This window comes from Neobacillus nitrireducens (assembly GCF_030915405.1).
Lineage (GTDB): Bacteria > Bacillota > Bacilli > Bacillales > Cytobacillaceae > Neobacillus.
In genome coordinates this window covers 886,031-903,575 of sequence record NZ_CP133262.1, presented here as the reverse complement: position 1 = coordinate 903,575, position 17,545 = coordinate 886,031, and the positions used below count along the sequence as shown (strand labels likewise).

The following is a 17,545-nucleotide window of genomic DNA, read 5'->3' as shown; positions in this document are numbered from 1 at the left end:
CTTTCTGGGTATATTTTATCAGTAAAATAGATAAAGAAAAATCTACGAGTCAATCGCTAACAGAATATACCATTAACAATAAGGTGTTTGAATTGAAAGATATCATACACATGTAATAAAAAACAGCGGGCAAATACACGATTTGCTCGCTATTTTTTGAACTTTTTTGCAAACAAAATATAAGTTACAGTTCTTCTAATGACAGTAGATTTAACACCTTATTCTTTGGTCATGTTATGCCCTCAAACGCTTTATTTCTTCTCTAGGTGGAAAGCCAAACATACGCGAATATTCACGACTGAATTGAGATTGACTTTCATATCCTACACGAAATGCGATATTAGCAATATCGGTTGACTCGGCTAATAACAACCGTCTAGCTTCCTGTAATCTCAGTTGTTTTTGAAATTGAACCGGGCTCATAGTTGTTAACTCTTTAAAATGTCGATGAAACGAAGCAACACTCATATTAGCTATGTCGGCAAGCTCTTCAATTCTAAAAGGTTCATAATATTGATTCATAATATGTTCAATAACATTTCTAATTCGAGCTGCATTGCTACCTTCTAATGCAATTTGTTCCAGCGCTTCCCCGTTAGGACCTCGAAGAATCCAATAGAGAATTTCTTTCGTGAATAACGGTGCAAGTACCGGGATATGTTTTGGATTGTCTAGCAAGCAAGCTAATCTGACTACTGCATCCAACAGGGATGGCTCTACTTTTGAGACGAACATAGCTCGTTTCGTATTTTTTTTCAATTTATTTCGAGTTTCAGTTTCTCTTAATACATCTAAGATTTGACTTGGTGTAAATTCAATTTTGAGAGCCAAATATGGAGCGTCCGAAGAGGCTTTCATAACTTGTCCAGTAACCGGCAAGTCAACGGATGCTACAATATAATTACCAGGACCGTACCGAAAGTGATTCTGCCCTAATAATACGTCCTTCTCTCCTTGTACGATTATGCAAAAGGATGGTTCATTAACTCTAGAAATCGGTTCAGTAATAATAGATTCACGTATGAGGTATAAAGACGGAATAAGAGTAGGGTGAACACCGTCCTGTTCAGAATAACGCAAAATAAGTTGAGTGAGTTCATGTTGCTTTTTGAAGTTTTCGGACATATCTATTTCTCCTTATACCTTCATTTTTGATAGTTTTATTTTATCGGACACTTGTCGATTTCGTAAAGAACTTTGATAAGATTAGGCAAGAACTTGATAAGAATATGATAAAGGTTCATTTATTTTTTGTTGTAATATTATAAATAGCAGAAAATTGAAGTGGCTATTAAAGGTTAATATTAGAGAGGAAGAATCAAATGGAATACGTTAAACTCGGAAATACAGGATTAGATGTATCAAGGCTTTGTCTTGGTGGAATGAGTTTTGGTGACGCAAAAAAATGGATTCATCAATGGGTACTTGACGAAGAACAAAGTCGTCCTATTATTAAAAAAGCACTTGAACTGGGTATAAACTTTTTTGATACAGCGAATTCATACTCAGGTGGAACAGCGGAGGAAATCCTTGGACGAGCTTTAAAGGATTATGCAAATCGAGATGAAGTCGTCATCTCTACGAAGGTATTTTTCCCAACCCATGAAGCTCCCAACATTGGTGGACTATCACGAAAGGCTATCATGAGTGAAATTGATAAAAGTCTTAAAAGATTAGGTACTGATTATATTGATCTTTATCTAATCCATCGTTGGGACTACAATACTCCAATTGAAGAAACAATGGAAGCCCTGTACGACGTTGTAAAGTCTGGCAAAGCTAGATATATCGGAGCTTCCTCCATGATGGCATGGCAGTTCCTGAAGTCAAACAATGTAGCGGAGAAAAATGGATGGACTAAGTTTGTTGCTATGCAGAATCATTATAATCTCTTATATCGAGAAGAAGAGAGAGAAATGATGCCTCTTTGTAAAGAGGAAAATATCGGTGTGATTCCTTACAGCCCACTCGCATCTGGGAGACTAACACGCGATTGGTCAGAAACTACCTTCCGTTCTGAAACTGACCAAGTTCAGAAAGCTAAATATGATTCGACTGCCGACGCCGACCGTTTGGTGGTAGAATGCGTCGCAGAAATCGCTGAAAAACGTGGAGCTGCTCGTGCTCATGTTGCTCTGGCTTGGTTATTGCAGAAAGAACCGGTAACGGCACCTATTATTGGTGCTACAAAAACGTCTCACCTTGAAAATGCGGTAGCTGCTCTATCTATTAAATTAACACCAGAAGAAATTGCTTTTCTAGAGGGACCATATGTTCCACATGCAATAAGCGGTTTCGGATTGAAGTAATTGTAGTGTGACGAAAGTTAGAATATAAAATTAAGAAAAGCCAATTTTCCTGAAAGCAGGAATTGGCTTTTTCACTTACTATGTTCGATGCATTGTAATTAATAAATAAAAGGTACTTGACAAATGATTTTATAAGTATTAATATTATCTCAGATTCAAGATAATTTAATTCGAGATTTTAAACGCAAACATCGAAAGACATTCATGAGAAAGGGAGGGACAAAGTTTAAATGTACATTTTTTTTAAAATTATATCTCGAATTCAAGATAAAAAAATAGGAGGAATTTTAAGATGATAAATATTGGTTTATTAATCATTCGTTTGGTAATTGGTTTACTATTTGTGGGTCACGGTGCTCAAAAACTGTTTGGTTGGTTCGGTGGCTATGGATTGAAAGGAACGGGTGGATGGTTTGAATCCATCGGTATGAAACCGGGAGTAACTATGGCTCTATTTGCAGGGTTAACAGAACTTATTGGTGGACTTTTGTTTACTTTAGGACTATTAACCCCGCTTGCAGGAATAATGATTGCAGGAACTATGTTAATGGCTATCGTAAAAGTCCATGCTCCAAATGGATTATGGTCAACAGCAAATGGTTATGAATACAATTTAACTATCATTGCAGTTGCTATAGGTATAGCTTTGATTGGTCCCGGTCAATATGCCTTAGATTCATTTATATTCTAATAATTAAGGTCTTTTACGAGACCTTTTATCCCTTAAATGGGGAACATTAATTTTTAAACAAATGATTTTAGCTAATATTGTGATGGGAGTGAAATGGGATGGAACTTTTAGGACTACATCATGTATCAATATTAACAGGAAAAGCGGAAAAAAATTATGAATTTTATACAAAAATTTTAGGAATGAGATTAGTTAAGAAAACAGTTAACCAAGATAATACAGAATCCTATCATCTTTTCTATGCTGATGCGGAGGGAACCCCGGGAACTGAAGTTACGTTCTTTGACATTCCTCATCTTGGGCAAACACACAGGGGAACTTCTGATATTTCTACTGTGTCACTAAGAGTTAAAAATTCGGATTCATTGTTATTTTGGAAAGAACGTTTTAACCAGTTTGGGGTTGAACATGATGATATTCAAAAAAGAGCAAATCGAGAGACAATGGCTTTTAGAGATTTCGAGGGGACTCGTTTAATACTGGTAGCCGATAACGGTGAAAAAGGTGTGAGATCTGGAATCGCTTGGAAGAAGGATGATATTCCACTGGAACATGCCATTATTGGTTTAGGACCTGTAACCCTTACAGTCGCCATTGCAGAACCAACGATTGGTGTTTTAACAGATGTTATGGGTTTTCGATTTGCCGGTTCTTATCCTTCACTTGAAGGGGATTATCCGGATCTATTGATTTATGCAACTGGAGAAGGCGGCAGCGGTGCGGAAGTTCATATTGAAACAAGACCTGATTTGCCAAGAATCCGTTTAGGTCGTGGAGGTGTTCACCATGTTGCCTTCCGTGTTCCGAATGAGAGTGAATATGATCTATGGGCGGAGCGTTTGAAAGAATACAGATTACCGAATTCAGGGAAAGTGGAACGCTATTACTTCAAGGCATTATATTTCAGGGAGCCCAATGGGATCTTATTTGAATTATCAACGGATACACCAGGATTTGCGACAGATGAACCAATGGAAACAATGGGGGAAAAACTAGCACTTCCACCATTTTTGGAACCAAATCGAAAAGAGATTGAAGAAAAATTACGACCATTGTATTTAAATTAAGTTCCCTGCGAGGTAGCAGTTGCGGAATGGATAAATTAAACTCCCTACAACATTAACTCGGACTCCTGATGAAACTATTTTAATCAAAGAAATGGGAACTTATGGAATGAATCAACGAAATATGCGACAATGAATCTGAAGGAGTTGATAACATTGGATTTTGTTGTCGGACTGCTATCTTTTGTTGGTGAAGTAATTTCTGCTTGGTCAATTGCAGCTTGGAGTTATTTCCAAGAAAAACTTGATAATAACTAATTACTTCTCACAAGGACTAATCCATTAGGTTAGTCCTTATTTTTTTTCTAGGCTTTTATTCTGTGTCTTCTTTCTATAGGTAAAGTTCCCCTAAATTTAAATATAATTAAATACTACGAAATTTCTTTAATCAAAATGACTCATAAAATATCATTCTCCTATATAAAAATGTAGGAAGAGGTTTATTTTCATCAAATGTCCCCTTGAAAAAAATGAGTCGAAGGGTGTTGTTGCAATGAGTCTCAAAGACATTAGTACCTCAGTGCCCAAAAAGGATCATTCAGGTAAAGTATCGGGCCAGCTGCCCTATATTAGCGACGTGAAAGTGGAAAATATGGTGTATGGTGTTTTGGTTCGGTCGCCCATTGCTTATGGGAAAATCATTTCCATCCAATTACCAGACCTTCCGGAAGGATATGAAGCGGTTGGAGCAGAGGATATACCAGGTCCGAATTATGTCAAAATTATCAAAGAAGATCAGCCCATCTTTGCCAATGAATGGGTCAATTATATTGGTGAACCGATTCTTATGCTCGTGGGAAAAGACCTGAGTATCCTTTACAGTTTGTTAAAGGAAGTGAAGGTTAATATTGAGGAACATCCGGCTATCTATACGTTGGGGGAAGCGATCAAACAAAAATCTGCAGCCGAGGTCATTATGGCCAGCTATGAGTTTGGAGAAAGCTTAGATCTTATATCATCAATCGAGCAGCGAGCCCATCAGATTATCGAAGAAGAATATGATACGGGTTATCAGGAGCATGTCTACCTTGAGCCACAAGGAATGCTCGCCATTTATAAAGATGATGAAATTGAAATCCAGGGATCGATGCAATGTCTTTATTATATAAAAAATGCTTTGGTAAGTGCTTTAGCCTGTGGTGACGATGATGTCAGAGTGGTACAAAGTCCTACCGGTGGAGGCTTTGGCGGCAAAGAAGAGTTTCCGTCGATGATGGCTTGTCACGTAGCCGTTGCGGCAAAAGCAGTCAAAAAGTCGGTGATGCTCGTGTTTGACCGTTCGGAGGATATGCTGGTTACCACGAAAAGGCATCCGGCCAAACTCAACTATCGAACGGCTCTAGATAAGGAAGGAAATATATTGAGTCTGACTGTTGAGATCTATCTCGATGGCGGAGCGAATGTGGGTTTGAGCTCTGTCGTGCTGCAACGTGCCTTAATAAACAGTGCCGGTGTGTATAAAATTCCTCATTTTCATGCAAAAGGATATGTGTTAAAAACCAATACCGTTCCGAATGGCGCCTTTAGAGGATTTGGTGCTCCGCAAAGCTTTGCTGGAATTGAAAGCCATCTCGGACATCTTAGTAAACTAACAAACATCGAGCCACTTGAATATAAACGAAAATACCTCGTTAAACAAGGAGACCCCACCATTACTAAAGGAATATTCCGTGATCCAATATTAGTAGAGGATATGGTTGAGGACCTCATCAAGACCTCAGAATACAAAAGGAAAAAACAGGAGTTTCACCGTTTCAATCAACAAAATCAGCGTTATAAAAAAGGCATCGGAACTTCGCTGTTCCTCCATGGCTGTGGATTTACTGGCAGTGGCGAACGAGACCATATTAAAGCAACAGTGAAGCTAGTTAAATCAAAAGACGACAAAGTTATGCTAAAAATCTCAAATTCTGATATGGGACAAGGCATTTTGACGACACTATGTAAAATTGTTGCCAAAGAACTCGACCTCCCGTATGAAGATGTCCTGTACCCGTATCCCGATACAAAAGAGGTTCCCGACTCCGGTCCAACCGTAGCCTCGAGGACGACGATGATTGTTGGGAAATTGCTGGAACGGGCTGCAAAAAAATTGAAGACTAAGTGGCAATTAGGGGTGGAACAGGAAGTTGTGGAGCACTATGTTCACCGTGAAATGATTCCTTGGGACGAAAAAACCTTCACTGGGGATGCTTACCCGGCTTATTCATGGGGTGTGAATATTGTGGAGTTGGAAGTGGATACGATAACTGGCAATGTAAAGTTGGAAAAAGTATACGGCAATTATGAAGTGGGGAAGGTCATTGATGATCGGATTATGAAAGGCCAAATTGACGGCGGTTTGGCTCAAGGCTTAGCGTACGGTTATTTAGAAAAGATGACGTCAAAGCAAGGGAAGATCCAACAAAAAAGCATCTCGGATTATGGTCCGCCTACATCATTGGACGTCGTTCCCATCGAAAGCAAGGTCTTTGATAACCCCTATGCTGATGGTCCATACGGGGCGAAGGGTGCAGGTGAATTGACGTTAATCGGCGGCGCACCTGCAGTTCAGGCTGCGATCGAGGATGCACTGCAAACTACTTTTCAGCAAATTCCAATCACACCGGAAGTCATTATTGAAAGTCTTTGGATGAAAGAAGGTGAAGAGGGTTGATTAAATTCATACTCAATGGAAAAACGGTAGAAACGAATGCCCCTCCTACCTCAAGATTACTAGACTTATTAAGAGATGAGTTGGAGTTAATCGGAACAAAAGAGGGCTGTGGTGAAGGGGAGTGCGGGGCATGCAGTGTTTTTGTAAATAACCTCTTGCAAAACAGCTGCCTGATTCCGATTGGCTCGATTGCTGGTTGCAATATTCAAACGATCGAAGGAATACTTGAAACGGAACAATTTAAGATTTTAGATGAGAGCTATTCCAATGCTGGAGGAGTGCAATGCGGCTATTGTATCCCTGGGATGATTATGGCAAGTGCAGCATTATTATCGAAGAATCCACATCCGTCAGAGGCTGATATACGTGAAGGGATTTCCGGAAATCTGTGCCGATGTACGGGCTACAATATGATTGTGGAAGCGATCAACCAGGCAGCTAAAAAAGGTGACGGCTTATGGTAGAGAAAATAACGGCTACCTATCGCTTTGATCGCCTAGACCAAACGTTGCGCCAACTGAATCGAGAAGACTGTATAATCATGGCCGGCGGTACCGATGTCATGGTTCTTCATAAAAGTGGAAGGGGCGTACCTCTGGAACTCCCAAAACCACTTGTTTTTATTGATCATCTTTCCGAATTAAAGAGGGTGTATCAAAATCAGAAGGATCTTCACATCGGGGCTTGCTGCACCTATAGTGAATTACTTGAACATCCACTAATCCCGGTTCCCTTAAAGAACGCCATTAAAACCATTGCGGCCCCGGCCATTAGAAACAGAGGGACATTAGGTGGGAATATTTGCAACGCTTCGCCGGCCGGGGATACACTGCCATTATTGTATGTATACAATGCAAAGCTTTTGCTGCGCTCCGAAAATGGTGATCGACTGGTTGAGATTAGCGATTTTATTCAAGGACCACGACGGGTCCAGCGTTATCAAAATGAAATCCTAGCTGAGATTATCCTGCCGTCCGAAGTAGTAGAAGAAGGTGCTCATATTGTTTTTGAAAAAGTCGGCAACCGTAACGCAGATGCCATTGCCAAAGTAGGGTTTGCAGGATATATCCGGATCAATGGTGCTCGAATTGAAGATGTGCGCTTTGCCTTCGGTGCCGTCGGACCAACGATGGTTCGTTCCATTGATATTGAGAAAAAGCTAGTTGGGAAAACCATTCCATTAGCCAATTCAGACATCGCTCAGGTTGTGGCTGCCTTTGAACAAATCATTCGACCAATTGACGATCAGCGCTCAACTGCTGTATATCGAAAAACCGTAGCCTTAAATCTGTTATGTTATTTTCTTAGCAAAAAACAATATCATGCGAATTAACCTTTTCAAAAAAGGGGGAGCTAATTCATGCTACTGATGGAAAAAGTGGCCATACTGAACCGTCAAAACGAAACCTTTGCCTTAGCGATGATCATTGAATCAAAGGGCTCAACTCCCAGGCATGTTGGAAAGATGATTGTATACCGTGATGGTACGATTGAAGGAACAGTCGGTGGTGGGCTAGCTGAACATTACATCATCGAAGAAAGTGTTAAAGCTCTCCAAATCGGTCAATCGAAAATCGTTGAATACAAATTGAATAGACATGCTAAAGATGGAATTCAAATGAGTTGTGGGGGCACATTGCGGGTGTTTATTGAGGTCTATACAAGCAGGCCGGAGCTCGTTTTGGCTGGGGCTGGTCATTTAGCCTTTGCGTTATCAATGCTCGCTGATTCCCTTGAATACCCTTATTGTGTTGTCGATGACCGCATGGATTATTGTACGAAGGAACGCTTTCCGAATGCGACGAACCTGTTTGTGAACGAAGATATTGAAGAAGCCTTACTTGCAGCCAATCTAAATGAAAAGTCATATGTAGTGGTCGTTACTAAAGATGGGGATGATAGGGTCTTAAAAACAGTCCTGCAATTTCCGATTGCCTATGTAGGGATGGTTGCTAGCAAACGCAAGGTCATAACTATTTTTGGAAAATTAAAAAGTGAAGGAGTCACACAAGAACAGTTGGAACAGGTCTATTCCCCAATCGGACTGGAAATGAGTGCGGAAACCACACAAGAGATTGCTATCAGTATTATTGGGGAAATCATCAAAGTTAGCAAGGAAAAAAAGCATAAGAAAGTGAAGCAATTTAGTAGATAAGCACAAATGATGAGTCGGGAAATAGCCATTATGAGTGTAAGGGGTTCCGTTTTCTATCGTAAAAATGTAAGCAAAATGAGTGCCAATTTGTATATGAGTTTAAGAGGTGGACCGTTTCGGCGGTCTTTTTTTGTACGAACGAAGTCGGTTTGTGAAACAAGCACCAATGTTCCATGGCAACTTTTTATAAAAAAATTCCAAGATGTATATCCTAGAAAAGAACTTACTTTTGTCTTTAAGATTGGGATGTATTCTATGTGGTTTCTTTATGTATCCATTGTTGTGTTTAACCTGGCTGCTTTCCTAATGAAAAAAAATTTACCACCTATTGAATATTACGCCAGTATTTTTTGGGGCTTATTTACTACCGAGATAGCTGATCGGTATACGGATAAATATGATTTGTATTATTTTTTCAATCCTTATTTTATAGAGGCTAAATCTTTACTTGTTATTTTGGGGATATACCCTGCTGCAACTATGCTTATTCTTAATTGGTATCCCTTCAACCGTCCAATAACTAAAAGGTTTTATTACATAATATGTTGGTCTGTTTTTTCCATCTTTTACGAATGGTTATGTCTAGAAAGTGGATTCTTACATCATAAGAATTGGAATATGTGGTTATCTGCTATTTCTTATCCTTTTTTATACGCATTGTTAATAGGAAATTTAAAATTCATTCGCTGGTTAGAACATAAATAGAATAAAATAAGGTTAATAAAGATGTTGGAATTTTTTATGCTAAATTAGCAGATGCACATTATGAAAAAGATAGGGGTTTGTTTTATCAATGGATAGAATAATATTGTGGTCACTGCTCATAATCGGTATCACCCTATTGTTTTCTAGTTTAAGAAAGCCACCAATCAAAGATTGGATTTTAATTTTTTCATTGTCCGCTTGTTTTACAACGTTTTTGGGTGTTCTTGTTGTAGATAAGAAAATGCTCGAATATCCAGTGAGATTTTTAAGTAACTATTATAGTTCCAGCCTTCTTTATGAATATCTTTTATTTCCGGTTGTTTGTATTTACTTTTATCAAACCACTTATCATTCAAGATATTTCAACATTGTTCTACAATGTATTTTGTACACCACTGTTTTAACGATAATTGAGTTTTTATTTGAAAGATATACCGAATTAATTAAATACCATACATGGACCTGGAAATACACATTTATAAGCACCTTTCTTCTAATGATTTTTATCCGTCTCCTTATGCAATTGATAAACAGGAATAAATAAGAAAGGGACAATCCCTGTTTTTTTAGGTACTGTCCCTTTTACTAATTTATTTTTTTAACCCTGCAGCAAAGAAGGGACCATTAACTGTTATGATCGATAGGATACGAGCCATTTCTTGAGGAGCTTCTTTCATGCCACTATTCAACCATTGCTGAATAACCCCTATATGTGCAGACGCAATATAGGAAACTAAATATTGTCCTGGTACAAGTATATTTTCCTCCTTGATAATTGCGTTTACATCATTTCCGTATAGTGTTTTCCACATAAAATTCTTCAGTCTTGTTTGAAATGATATATCACCTTTTGGACCTAACACGGCTTTCATAAATCCACTATTTTCATTTAAATACTCAAATATTGTAACTACGAGGGGAAGTGGTGCTAAAGTCGGGGAGTTGGTTCCCAGTGCGGAGATAACACCTGGAAAGTTCTGTTTTGCGATTCTGGACATTTCAAGCATGATTTCTTCTTCGCATTTTGTCATTAAATCAAATTTATCTTGATAATGGGAATAAAATGTACCCCTATTAATTTTTGCTCTAGTTGTTATGTCTTTTACAGTAATTGCTTCGAAACCTTTTTCATCGATTAATTCTACTAATGCTTCTCGGATGGATTCTTTTGTCCGAATGATCCGTAAATCCGTATGATGATCTCGCAAATTCCTTCCTCCTTCATTTTATCCAACACATCTGCCATTTTGATTATTGAACATAAATAGAATTAATAATAACATCTAAAATATAATAAACAACAGGTTGTTTATTATTATATCAAAAAATCAGGGAGGATAAAACATGTTCAAAATCAAACATTATAAGGATAACAATAAACAAGGCACCTATATAAATAGGATGCCTTGTTTTGCTTAACTATCATTAGTTAACACTTTTTTGACTAGAAATATTCACGTTTTTCGTTGCAGACTTTCTATGCAGCCATTCATAAATAATTGGAATGATAATAAAGCTGTTGATTGTTGATGTGACCATTCCGCCAATGACGACAATACCAAGCGTTTGAGAAATGACTGTATCGGCATTGTGTGAAAAAGCAAGTGGTAACAACGTAAGGACTGTTGCTGCAGCAGTCATTAAGATAGGGCGAATCCTTGAAAGACTGCCATTTAATACAGCTTCTTTATCAGGAATTCCTTCCTTACCAATCTGTTTATATTTCTAAACCCAAATAACATAATAGTTTTCTATTATGAATTTAAAATTTGTACTGAAATTGTATTGGGCAGTTAAAGTATATAAAACAATCTTTTAGGTTCCCTTAATAAAACATTAAGATTTCATTAATATGGTTAATTAATTTACAAATGGTGCTATTTCATAAGATTGTGTGGGTATGTTATATAAAGAGGGAAATCTTAAATGTCAGGTGGGAGTAACTTGTTTAATACGATAGCAAGGGCCGTACCCAATTTATTTACGATTGGAAATCTATTGTGCGGTGTTCTTTCAATTACTTGTAATATGAGTGGTCTTTTAGAGGTGTCTGCCATTTTAATATTATTTTCAGCAGTTTTTGACCTTGTGGATGGAAGGGTGGCCAGAAAATTAAAAGTGAACAGTGCATTTGGAGTCCAATTGGATTCCTTAGCTGATATTGTTAGTTTTGGAGTGGCACCTGCACTTTTATTTCATACAATAGCAGCTCCTTCGATTCTAACCTCTTTGGCATTTATTCTATTCCCAACAATGGGAGCATTAAGATTAGCTAAGTTCAATGTTAAACCAACGATTGGGTATTTTAGTGGGTTACCTATTCCAGCTGCCGGGTTACCTTTGGCAGGAATGGGATTCTTTTCATATAGCAATGCGTGGATAACGTTAATACTCGCACTTCTAATGGTAAGTCCAATTAGAGTAAAAAAACTTTAATTTATTTTGTTAAAAGCTATTTACCTTTCATATTGGTATAGCTTTTTTTCATAACCTTTTGTTTCCCTTAATACATGATTAAGAATTCATTAATTTAGAAAATGTTTTCATTTATCATGTTACATTGTAAGTAGGTCTAAAGTGAGGGATTCTAAATTTTAGAGTTTTCTTTTTATAAAAAATGGGGGCATTTATATGTCATATATAATCACTTTATTTGAACAGCATAGTTATCTCATATTATTTATCGGGATTTTTCTTGAACTCATGGCACTTCCCATTTCCGGTGAGTTTTTAATGAGCTACGCCGGATACTATGTCTATCAAGGAAAAATGAATTATATTTTAGCACTTTTAACAGTCTTTCTTTCAGCCGGTGCAGGAATTACCGTAACTTATTGGTTTGGGAAAGCTGGAGGATATAAACTTATTGAAAAATACGGAAAGTTTATTCACATGGGTCCGGAAAGATATAAAAAAACAGCCGCTTGGTTTGAACGTTCAGGCAGTAAAATGCTTGTTTTTGCTTATTTCATACCAGGTATTAGGCATTTTACTGGTTATATTTCCGGAATATCTAGAATGCCTTTTCGAAGATTTATCCTTCCTGCGTATACAGGTGCTTTTTTATGGGGAGTTTGTTTTATAACGTTGGGGAAAGTATTGGGCCCACAATGGGAGAGTTTCCATCAAGCAGCTAGTAAATATTTTATCGTTTTCATGATTGTTTTTGCTTTATTGATCATAGGTTATTTTGTCTATCGGTACTATAAAGTTCAAATCAAGGCATTTTTTATACATTTGTTACAACGCTTGATACAGCGTCTTAAGACGATTAGAGCAACTGAAATTTTTCTAACGATCCTTACTTTATTTTTAATTGGTATGGTCACATTGATGTTGGGAATGGCACAAGACTATTTATATAATGAGTTTTCCCAGTTTAATGAAGTTACTGAATACATCATTCATTCAGCTATTTATAGGAATTGGATGAAGGGATTCATCGTATTTCAATCCATAATTGCACTAGGTTCCATAATAGCAGTAACGATCATCCGAATATGGAGCAAAGGACGTAACAGAAGGCTTGAATATCTTTTACTTACAGTTTCAATAGCGGGAGCCAAACCTTTTCATGATACGGTGTTGAAAGTATTTGCTTATCTTCAATCCTTTGGATTTGTTGGGAAATTCCATTCTGAAAATTTTCCTGATTTTAATGCTACCATTTTGATCACTATTTATGGAGCATGTTTATTTTTGCTTGTTCGTCATACGACCAAAAATTATCTAGCTATCGTTGGTCCATTATTTGGCTTAGTCCTATTATTAGGACTAGCGATTGTAACTATTGCATCTTCAAACATACTTCCGAGTGATATTGTGGGGGGATATGTATATGGCGGTGTCTGGATATTATTTAACTTCTTGTTGTTTGAAATGTTAAGACTTGTAATCGCAAAGGATTGAATTGAAATTTGCATATAAAAGAGAAGAAGGAAGTTTTGTCGGGGATTGCTCGTATGTTGTTTGCCAAGTTTATTCATTCTGTCGTAAGTTTGCTAGTTTACTATTAGGATGTAAAATTTATTGGAGTTGGTGGAGGAGAGGGCTTTATCGGAAAGGGGATATCAACCTTTCAGGCTTCAGACGGTCTGATCATGGGCTACTGGAATGCTCCTCTCATGTTTGCTATTCTTATTGGGATTGCTACTTTTCACACTATGATCGACAGACTCATTTACAAATTGCTTGAGAGGACCATTTTATGAATCTAAAAATCCATCTATTGATTGCATTCATCATTAGTTTAATCTGCGTGGTCGGATTCGCCCTTACATCGTTGTTCATAAGTGATCATAAAATTATCGATTTTGATCGCGATATCATAGCGGCCATCCAAGGACTCGAATCGCCATTGTTAACAAAAGTGATGAAATTTTTCACTTTTGTTGGTTCGGCGCCGGTTGTAATCGTCCTAATTATCCTTTTAATCATCATTCTTTATAAGGTATTGCATCATCGGTTAGAATTAATTTTGCTTATTTCAGCCATTATTGGCTCAGCCGTTTTAAACCAAATTTTGAAACAGGTTTTTCATAGATTCCGTCCCAATTTCCATCGTCTGATTGATATTTCTGGGTACAGTTTCCCAAGCGGCCATGCCATGAATGCTTTTACTGTTTATGTGATCATTTCTTTCTTGCTTTGGCGTCATATTCCAGGTAAGTGGGGAAGGAGTCTGTTAATCTGCATAAGTACTGTGATGATTCTAGCTATTGGAATTAGCCGCATCTATTTAGGTGTTCATTATCCCAGCGATATTATTGGCGGTTACTTAGCAAGTGGATTCTGGTTAGCCATTGCCATTTGGTTTTTCCAATACTATAAAGAAAAACGATATTTAAAAGGGTGACCCCCTGTGAAATAAATCGAATAATAATCATAAAAAAAGACCAATTTAAATTGGTCTTATTGTACCCCATATCCTTGGTTATTTATTAGCCATTTGTCAACTGATGCTTTTGAATAATAGACCTTTTTCCCGATTACTAAATAAGGGAGAACACCTTCAAAACCACCTTGGGAATCAGATATTGGCCCTAATTTCTTAACCTCATCAAGACTCAACCCTAAATAGGTTGCTAATTCAGATTCTGTAAATAATTTATTTGTTGATTGTGACGAAGTTTGAGTTGGAACAGACAGCCTGTTCTTACTTATACTATTTGATATTAACCAACTTCCAATAACGATACTTATAGCTAAACAAAAAATTGATAACGTATTTAGGTTATTTTTCAATCTCCAGCCCCCTTTTGTATATATTTCCATTATATAACTATTTGGTATAATCCTATCTTTTTAATTTAACGGGATGGCTGCGGAGATCCCGTTTTCTTATTGTGCTATAAGGGCAGGAAAGTTAAAGAAGGAAATTAAGCCAAAAATGTGGAATAAGTATAAACATAAATATTCCCCTCTAGGTGGTTCCTTATGGATATTAAATTTTTTATTAAGTTTTGTATAGGTGCGATAGGTACTTTTATTATTATTGGTTTGTTTAAAGGGAATTTTGAGTGGGATAATATATTCCCTATATTAGTTGGAGGTTTGGTTGGTACTTTTATTGCTGGACTGAGAAGGAACAGTTAAAACACAGGGCTTTATAACAAGGTCTTGATTGTGCAACGCTATTTTTTATTGAGCAACATACAGTTTAATTTAAGTGCTATTATTTACAATCTGTATTATGGATAAAAATTGGAAAGTCACTATTTCAAAGAGGATTAGTGTAATGGGGCAGTCGGTTGTCGGGATTGTTTCTGTGGGTTACATAGCATATATATTTATAATTCTTTTCCACTTAAGGAGGGAATAGGAATTTGAAATTATTAAAGGCAGCAGTAGTCGTTTCGTTCCTTTTAAGTTTATCAGCTTGTGATGATCAGCAGGACTTACAAAAGGAGGTAAAAAACAAAATAGTTGAATTTCAAAGTCGCCCTTCAAAAGAAAATAAACCATCGGTTTTAAATCAAATAATTCCTTCGAGCTTATATGGCTTTTGGGTTAATGAGAATTCTTATTTAGTTATTTCAAATTATCACGGAAGGTATCAATTAAAGCAATACGTTAAGAATGAGAGCGAAAATACAAGGATATTCAGTGTAACTACTCAAAATAAAAATAATTTTTCTGGAATTTTTGTAAATACCAAGAATTTAGGTGATGAAATCTCTCTGGAACTTAACAAACAGAAGAACAAATTAACTATATCAACCAAAAACGGTGAGGAAACATATAAATCTACTGAAGTTGATTCAGATACTTACATAAAGAACTTCTAAAACAACTACTAAAAAATCCATATCGCTTAAAATTAGTTATAAACCGTTTAGTCACAGTTTGTGAAATACTGTACTTAAAGTAACGGGTGCAAGTATTAAACAATGCAACGTCAATTTCGATGCGTTGCTTTCTTTAATACTTGATGCATTTGTTAAAAATATTTTCTATATAATTCTTGTCTAAGACTTCCACTTAATTGAGCATAAATTTTTGTGGTTTCGCTCTTCTGGTGACCAAGTAGACTTTGGATAACATCAAGGGGTGTCCCGTTATTCAACAAATGAGTTGCATAGCTGTGTCTTAGTTGGTGTGGATGAATTCCTATGTTGATCTCTGCTCTATTAGAAATACGCCTAATAATGTATCTCATCTGAGCAATGGTCATTCTATGTGGATCTATCTATGTACCGTTTAAGCCAAATTTCACAACGAATATTAAAATAAACTCCTCTTTATCACCTTTTCCAAGAACAATTGCAAAACGGTTTGACCAATTAATTCTGTTTTTTTGGATACAATTTCACCAATTCTACAACCAGTTGAAAACATAAATTCGAATAATGCCTTTTCCATATGAGTGTTACAGGCTTCCCGTAAGTGTTCGATTTCCCATTCCGTTAAAAATTGGGGGATTCTTTTTCCTACTTTAGGTTCTTTTAATTTAGTAGCCGGATTCGTTAAAATATGTCCTTCCTCGTGTGACCAATGGAAAAGTGACTTTATAAAACGTATTCGGTGAGCTAAGCTGGATGGCTTTAGATTTCACTTGACTTTGCCAAGTATTCTTTTAATTTGATAGTAGTAATGGTTTCGAGTTTTACATCCTCAAAATACCGTATCACCAACAACGCTTGAAGTTTATAGGCCTTTAAAGTCTGTTGGGAGAACCCTTCAATCCGTTTATCAGATTCATAAATTTCCCAGGCTTTCCCCTAAAAATTCTATTTTTAGGGGAATTATTGACCTGATTATTGAATTTGATACGGTACCGCAATCTTCAACTATCGGGGCAGGATAGTTGAAGAAGTGATGGTAAAAACAATAGAGAATTTAATATATTAACCATTATTATAAAGTAGGTGTTAATTTTGGCTCAATCAGCTGAACATTCCAACATTACGTATAAATTTTTATATAATTTAAATACTAAATTTGTCCACATTAAGATTAAGGAATGATGATATGATCCAAGATAGGATGTTAAGAATAGGTATATTAGGTGTACTTTCAACAATACCAGGAGAGATTGCTTCGAGAATATTTGCACATTTTGGCTATGGAAAGTTTGGTATTTATGAATTAGCAAGTCTTATTATTACATTTAACAGACCTGTATTTACCATAGGATTAATTGTAGATTTTTTAGTTAGTGGTGTTTATGCAGTCTTACTTTACTTTATATTTGAAAAGTTTGGTTCATGCCATTTAGTTATAAAAACGACCGTGGGCAGTTTATTTGCCTGGTTAGTATGTGAACTATTATTCACATCATTAATAGAAGGTAAGTATATCGATATTAGACCCATCAATGATTATTATTCTCATATTTTCAGTGCCATCATTTTTGGTATTACATTAGGATTGTTGCTAAAAAAATTTATATTCAAGAGTTAACCCTATATTTGGAGTTATATTAAGTGTAAAAGAGATTGTGAACAATAGCACTTAAACTATCGG

Annotated in this window: 19 protein-coding genes and 1 pseudogene; 15 read left to right on the top strand and 5 right to left on the bottom strand. The window is 36.6% G+C overall.

The annotated features are described in order from the left end of the window. Positions 1-234: 234 nt before the first annotated feature. On the bottom strand, positions 235-1,125 hold the full coding sequence (locus RCG22_RS04355; protein WP_308105888.1) for an AraC family transcriptional regulator: 891 nt from the start codon (positions 1,123-1,125) through the stop codon (positions 235-237). A 197-nt stretch (positions 1,126-1,322) separates the two neighbouring features. Here RCG22_RS04355 and RCG22_RS04350 point away from each other — a divergent pair, with 197 nt between their 5' ends. The 9 genes from RCG22_RS04350 (at position 1,323) to RCG22_RS04310 (ending at position 10,124) form a co-directional block, all read left to right on the top strand. Next, a complete protein-coding gene (locus tag RCG22_RS04350) occupies positions 1,323-2,309 on the top strand; it encodes an aldo/keto reductase (RefSeq protein WP_308105887.1) in 987 nt (328 codons plus the stop codon). 292 nt (positions 2,310-2,601) lie between these two features. Then, positions 2,602-3,000 carry a DoxX family protein gene (locus tag RCG22_RS04345; protein WP_308105886.1) on the top strand — a complete coding sequence of 133 codons (399 nt, stop codon included), beginning with the start codon at positions 2,602-2,604 and terminating at the stop codon, positions 2,998-3,000. Positions 3,001-3,098: 98 nt separating this feature from the next. After that, positions 3,099-4,067, top strand: a complete 969-nt coding sequence (locus tag RCG22_RS04340) for a ring-cleaving dioxygenase (protein WP_308105885.1) — start codon at positions 3,099-3,101, stop codon at positions 4,065-4,067. A 490-nt stretch (positions 4,068-4,557) separates the two neighbouring features. Beyond that, on the top strand, positions 4,558-6,720 hold the full coding sequence (locus RCG22_RS04335) for a xanthine dehydrogenase family protein molybdopterin-binding subunit (RefSeq protein WP_308105884.1): 2,163 nt from the start codon (positions 4,558-4,560) through the stop codon (positions 6,718-6,720). Further along, positions 6,717-7,184 (top strand): (2Fe-2S)-binding protein, encoded by a 468-nt coding sequence (locus RCG22_RS04330; RefSeq protein WP_308105883.1) that lies wholly within the window; start codon positions 6,717-6,719, stop codon positions 7,182-7,184. Before RCG22_RS04335 ends, RCG22_RS04330 begins: the two co-directional genes overlap by 4 nt. After that, positions 7,178-8,053, top strand: coding sequence for an FAD binding domain-containing protein (locus tag RCG22_RS04325; RefSeq protein ID WP_308105882.1), 876 nt, complete (start codon positions 7,178-7,180; stop codon positions 8,051-8,053). Before RCG22_RS04330 ends, RCG22_RS04325 begins: the two co-directional genes overlap by 7 nt. 27 nt (positions 8,054-8,080) lie before the next feature. Continuing rightward, the gene (locus RCG22_RS04320) at positions 8,081-8,875 is read left to right on the top strand and encodes an XdhC family protein (protein WP_308105881.1); all 795 of its coding nucleotides are present in this window, start codon (positions 8,081-8,083) and stop codon (positions 8,873-8,875) included. Between the two features lie 6 nt (positions 8,876-8,881). Beyond that, positions 8,882-9,580, top strand: a complete 699-nt coding sequence (locus tag RCG22_RS04315) for a CBO0543 family protein (RefSeq protein WP_308105880.1) — start codon at positions 8,882-8,884, stop codon at positions 9,578-9,580. An 88-nt stretch (positions 9,581-9,668) separates the two neighbouring features. Continuing rightward, positions 9,669-10,124, top strand: a complete 456-nt coding sequence (locus tag RCG22_RS04310) for a CBO0543 family protein (protein WP_308105879.1) — start codon at positions 9,669-9,671, stop codon at positions 10,122-10,124. 46 nt (positions 10,125-10,170) lie between these two features. Here the strand turns inward: RCG22_RS04310 and RCG22_RS04305 are convergent, their stop codons facing one another. Together RCG22_RS04305 and RCG22_RS04300 are read right to left on the bottom strand one after the other, a co-directional pair. Next, the gene (locus tag RCG22_RS04305) at positions 10,171-10,788 is read right to left on the bottom strand and encodes a TetR/AcrR family transcriptional regulator (protein ID WP_308105878.1); all 618 of its coding nucleotides are present in this window, start codon (positions 10,786-10,788) and stop codon (positions 10,171-10,173) included. Positions 10,789-11,005: 217 nt separating this feature from the next. Further along, positions 11,006-11,293, bottom strand: coding sequence for an efflux RND transporter permease subunit (locus tag RCG22_RS04300; protein ID WP_308107087.1), 288 nt, complete (start codon positions 11,291-11,293; stop codon positions 11,006-11,008). A gap of 231 nt (positions 11,294-11,524) precedes the next feature. Between RCG22_RS04300 and pssA the strand changes: the two genes are divergently transcribed. From pssA to RCG22_RS04285, 3 genes are all read left to right on the top strand, one after another. Further along, on the top strand, positions 11,525-12,016 hold the full coding sequence (pssA, locus tag RCG22_RS04295) for a CDP-diacylglycerol--serine O-phosphatidyltransferase (RefSeq protein ID WP_308105877.1): 492 nt from the start codon (positions 11,525-11,527) through the stop codon (positions 12,014-12,016). A 195-nt stretch (positions 12,017-12,211) separates the two neighbouring features. Next, a complete protein-coding gene (locus RCG22_RS04290) occupies positions 12,212-13,489 on the top strand; it encodes a DedA family protein (RefSeq protein ID WP_308105876.1) in 1,278 nt (425 codons plus the stop codon). A gap of 298 nt (positions 13,490-13,787) precedes the next feature. Next, positions 13,788-14,435, top strand: a complete 648-nt coding sequence (locus RCG22_RS04285) for a phosphatase PAP2 family protein (protein WP_308105875.1) — start codon at positions 13,788-13,790, stop codon at positions 14,433-14,435. A gap of 56 nt (positions 14,436-14,491) precedes the next feature. Here RCG22_RS04285 and RCG22_RS04280 read toward each other — a convergent pair whose 3' ends face one another. After that, positions 14,492-14,824 (bottom strand): helix-turn-helix domain-containing protein, encoded by a 333-nt coding sequence (locus tag RCG22_RS04280; protein WP_308105874.1) that lies wholly within the window; start codon positions 14,822-14,824, stop codon positions 14,492-14,494. 192 nt (positions 14,825-15,016) lie between these two features. On the opposite strand from RCG22_RS04280, the gene RCG22_RS04275 reads away from it, so the two are divergent. Both RCG22_RS04275 and RCG22_RS04270 read left to right on the top strand, forming a co-directional pair. Beyond that, on the top strand, positions 15,017-15,175 hold the full coding sequence (locus RCG22_RS04275; RefSeq protein WP_308105873.1) for a hypothetical protein: 159 nt from the start codon (positions 15,017-15,019) through the stop codon (positions 15,173-15,175). A 230-nt stretch (positions 15,176-15,405) separates the two neighbouring features. Next, on the top strand, positions 15,406-15,867 hold the full coding sequence (locus RCG22_RS04270; RefSeq protein ID WP_308105872.1) for a hypothetical protein: 462 nt from the start codon (positions 15,406-15,408) through the stop codon (positions 15,865-15,867). Between the two features lie 152 nt (positions 15,868-16,019). Here the strand turns inward: RCG22_RS04270 and RCG22_RS04265 are convergent. Beyond that, positions 16,020-16,764 (bottom strand): annotated as a pseudogene (locus RCG22_RS04265) (tyrosine-type recombinase/integrase). Between the two features lie 286 nt (positions 16,765-17,050). Here RCG22_RS04265 and RCG22_RS04260 point away from each other — a divergent pair. After that, entirely contained in the window at positions 17,051-17,482 is a 432-nt protein-coding gene (locus tag RCG22_RS04260) for a hypothetical protein (protein ID WP_308105871.1), read from the top strand. Positions 17,483-17,545: the final 63 nt, after the last annotated feature.

Excerpts from the sequence above, each read along its gene's own strand:
- RCG22_RS04315 (WP_308105880.1), top strand. The coding sequence starts at position 8,882 with ATGATGAGTCGGGAAATAGCCATTATGAGTGTAAGGGGTTCCGTTTTC.
- RCG22_RS04325 (WP_308105882.1), top strand. The coding sequence starts at position 7,178 with ATGGTAGAGAAAATAACGGCTACCTATCGCTTTGATCGCCTAGACCAA.
- RCG22_RS04310 (WP_308105879.1), top strand. The coding sequence starts at position 9,669 with ATGGATAGAATAATATTGTGGTCACTGCTCATAATCGGTATCACCCTA.
- RCG22_RS04335 (WP_308105884.1), top strand. The coding sequence starts at position 4,558 with ATGAGTCTCAAAGACATTAGTACCTCAGTGCCCAAAAAGGATCATTCA.
- RCG22_RS04290 (WP_308105876.1), top strand. The coding sequence starts at position 12,212 with ATGTCATATATAATCACTTTATTTGAACAGCATAGTTATCTCATATTA.
- RCG22_RS04340 (WP_308105885.1), top strand. The coding sequence starts at position 3,099 with ATGGAACTTTTAGGACTACATCATGTATCAATATTAACAGGAAAAGCG.
- RCG22_RS04275 (WP_308105873.1), top strand. The coding sequence starts at position 15,017 with ATGGATATTAAATTTTTTATTAAGTTTTGTATAGGTGCGATAGGTACT.
- RCG22_RS04260 (WP_308105871.1), top strand. The coding sequence starts at position 17,051 with ATGATCCAAGATAGGATGTTAAGAATAGGTATATTAGGTGTACTTTCA.
- RCG22_RS04320 (WP_308105881.1), top strand. The coding sequence starts at position 8,081 with ATGCTACTGATGGAAAAAGTGGCCATACTGAACCGTCAAAACGAAACC.
- RCG22_RS04285 (WP_308105875.1), top strand. The coding sequence starts at position 13,788 with ATGAATCTAAAAATCCATCTATTGATTGCATTCATCATTAGTTTAATC.
- RCG22_RS04345 (WP_308105886.1), top strand. The coding sequence starts at position 2,602 with ATGATAAATATTGGTTTATTAATCATTCGTTTGGTAATTGGTTTACTA.
- RCG22_RS04355 (WP_308105888.1), bottom strand. The coding sequence starts at position 1,125 with ATGTCCGAAAACTTCAAAAAGCAACATGAACTCACTCAACTTATTTTG.
- RCG22_RS04350 (WP_308105887.1), top strand. The coding sequence starts at position 1,323 with ATGGAATACGTTAAACTCGGAAATACAGGATTAGATGTATCAAGGCTT.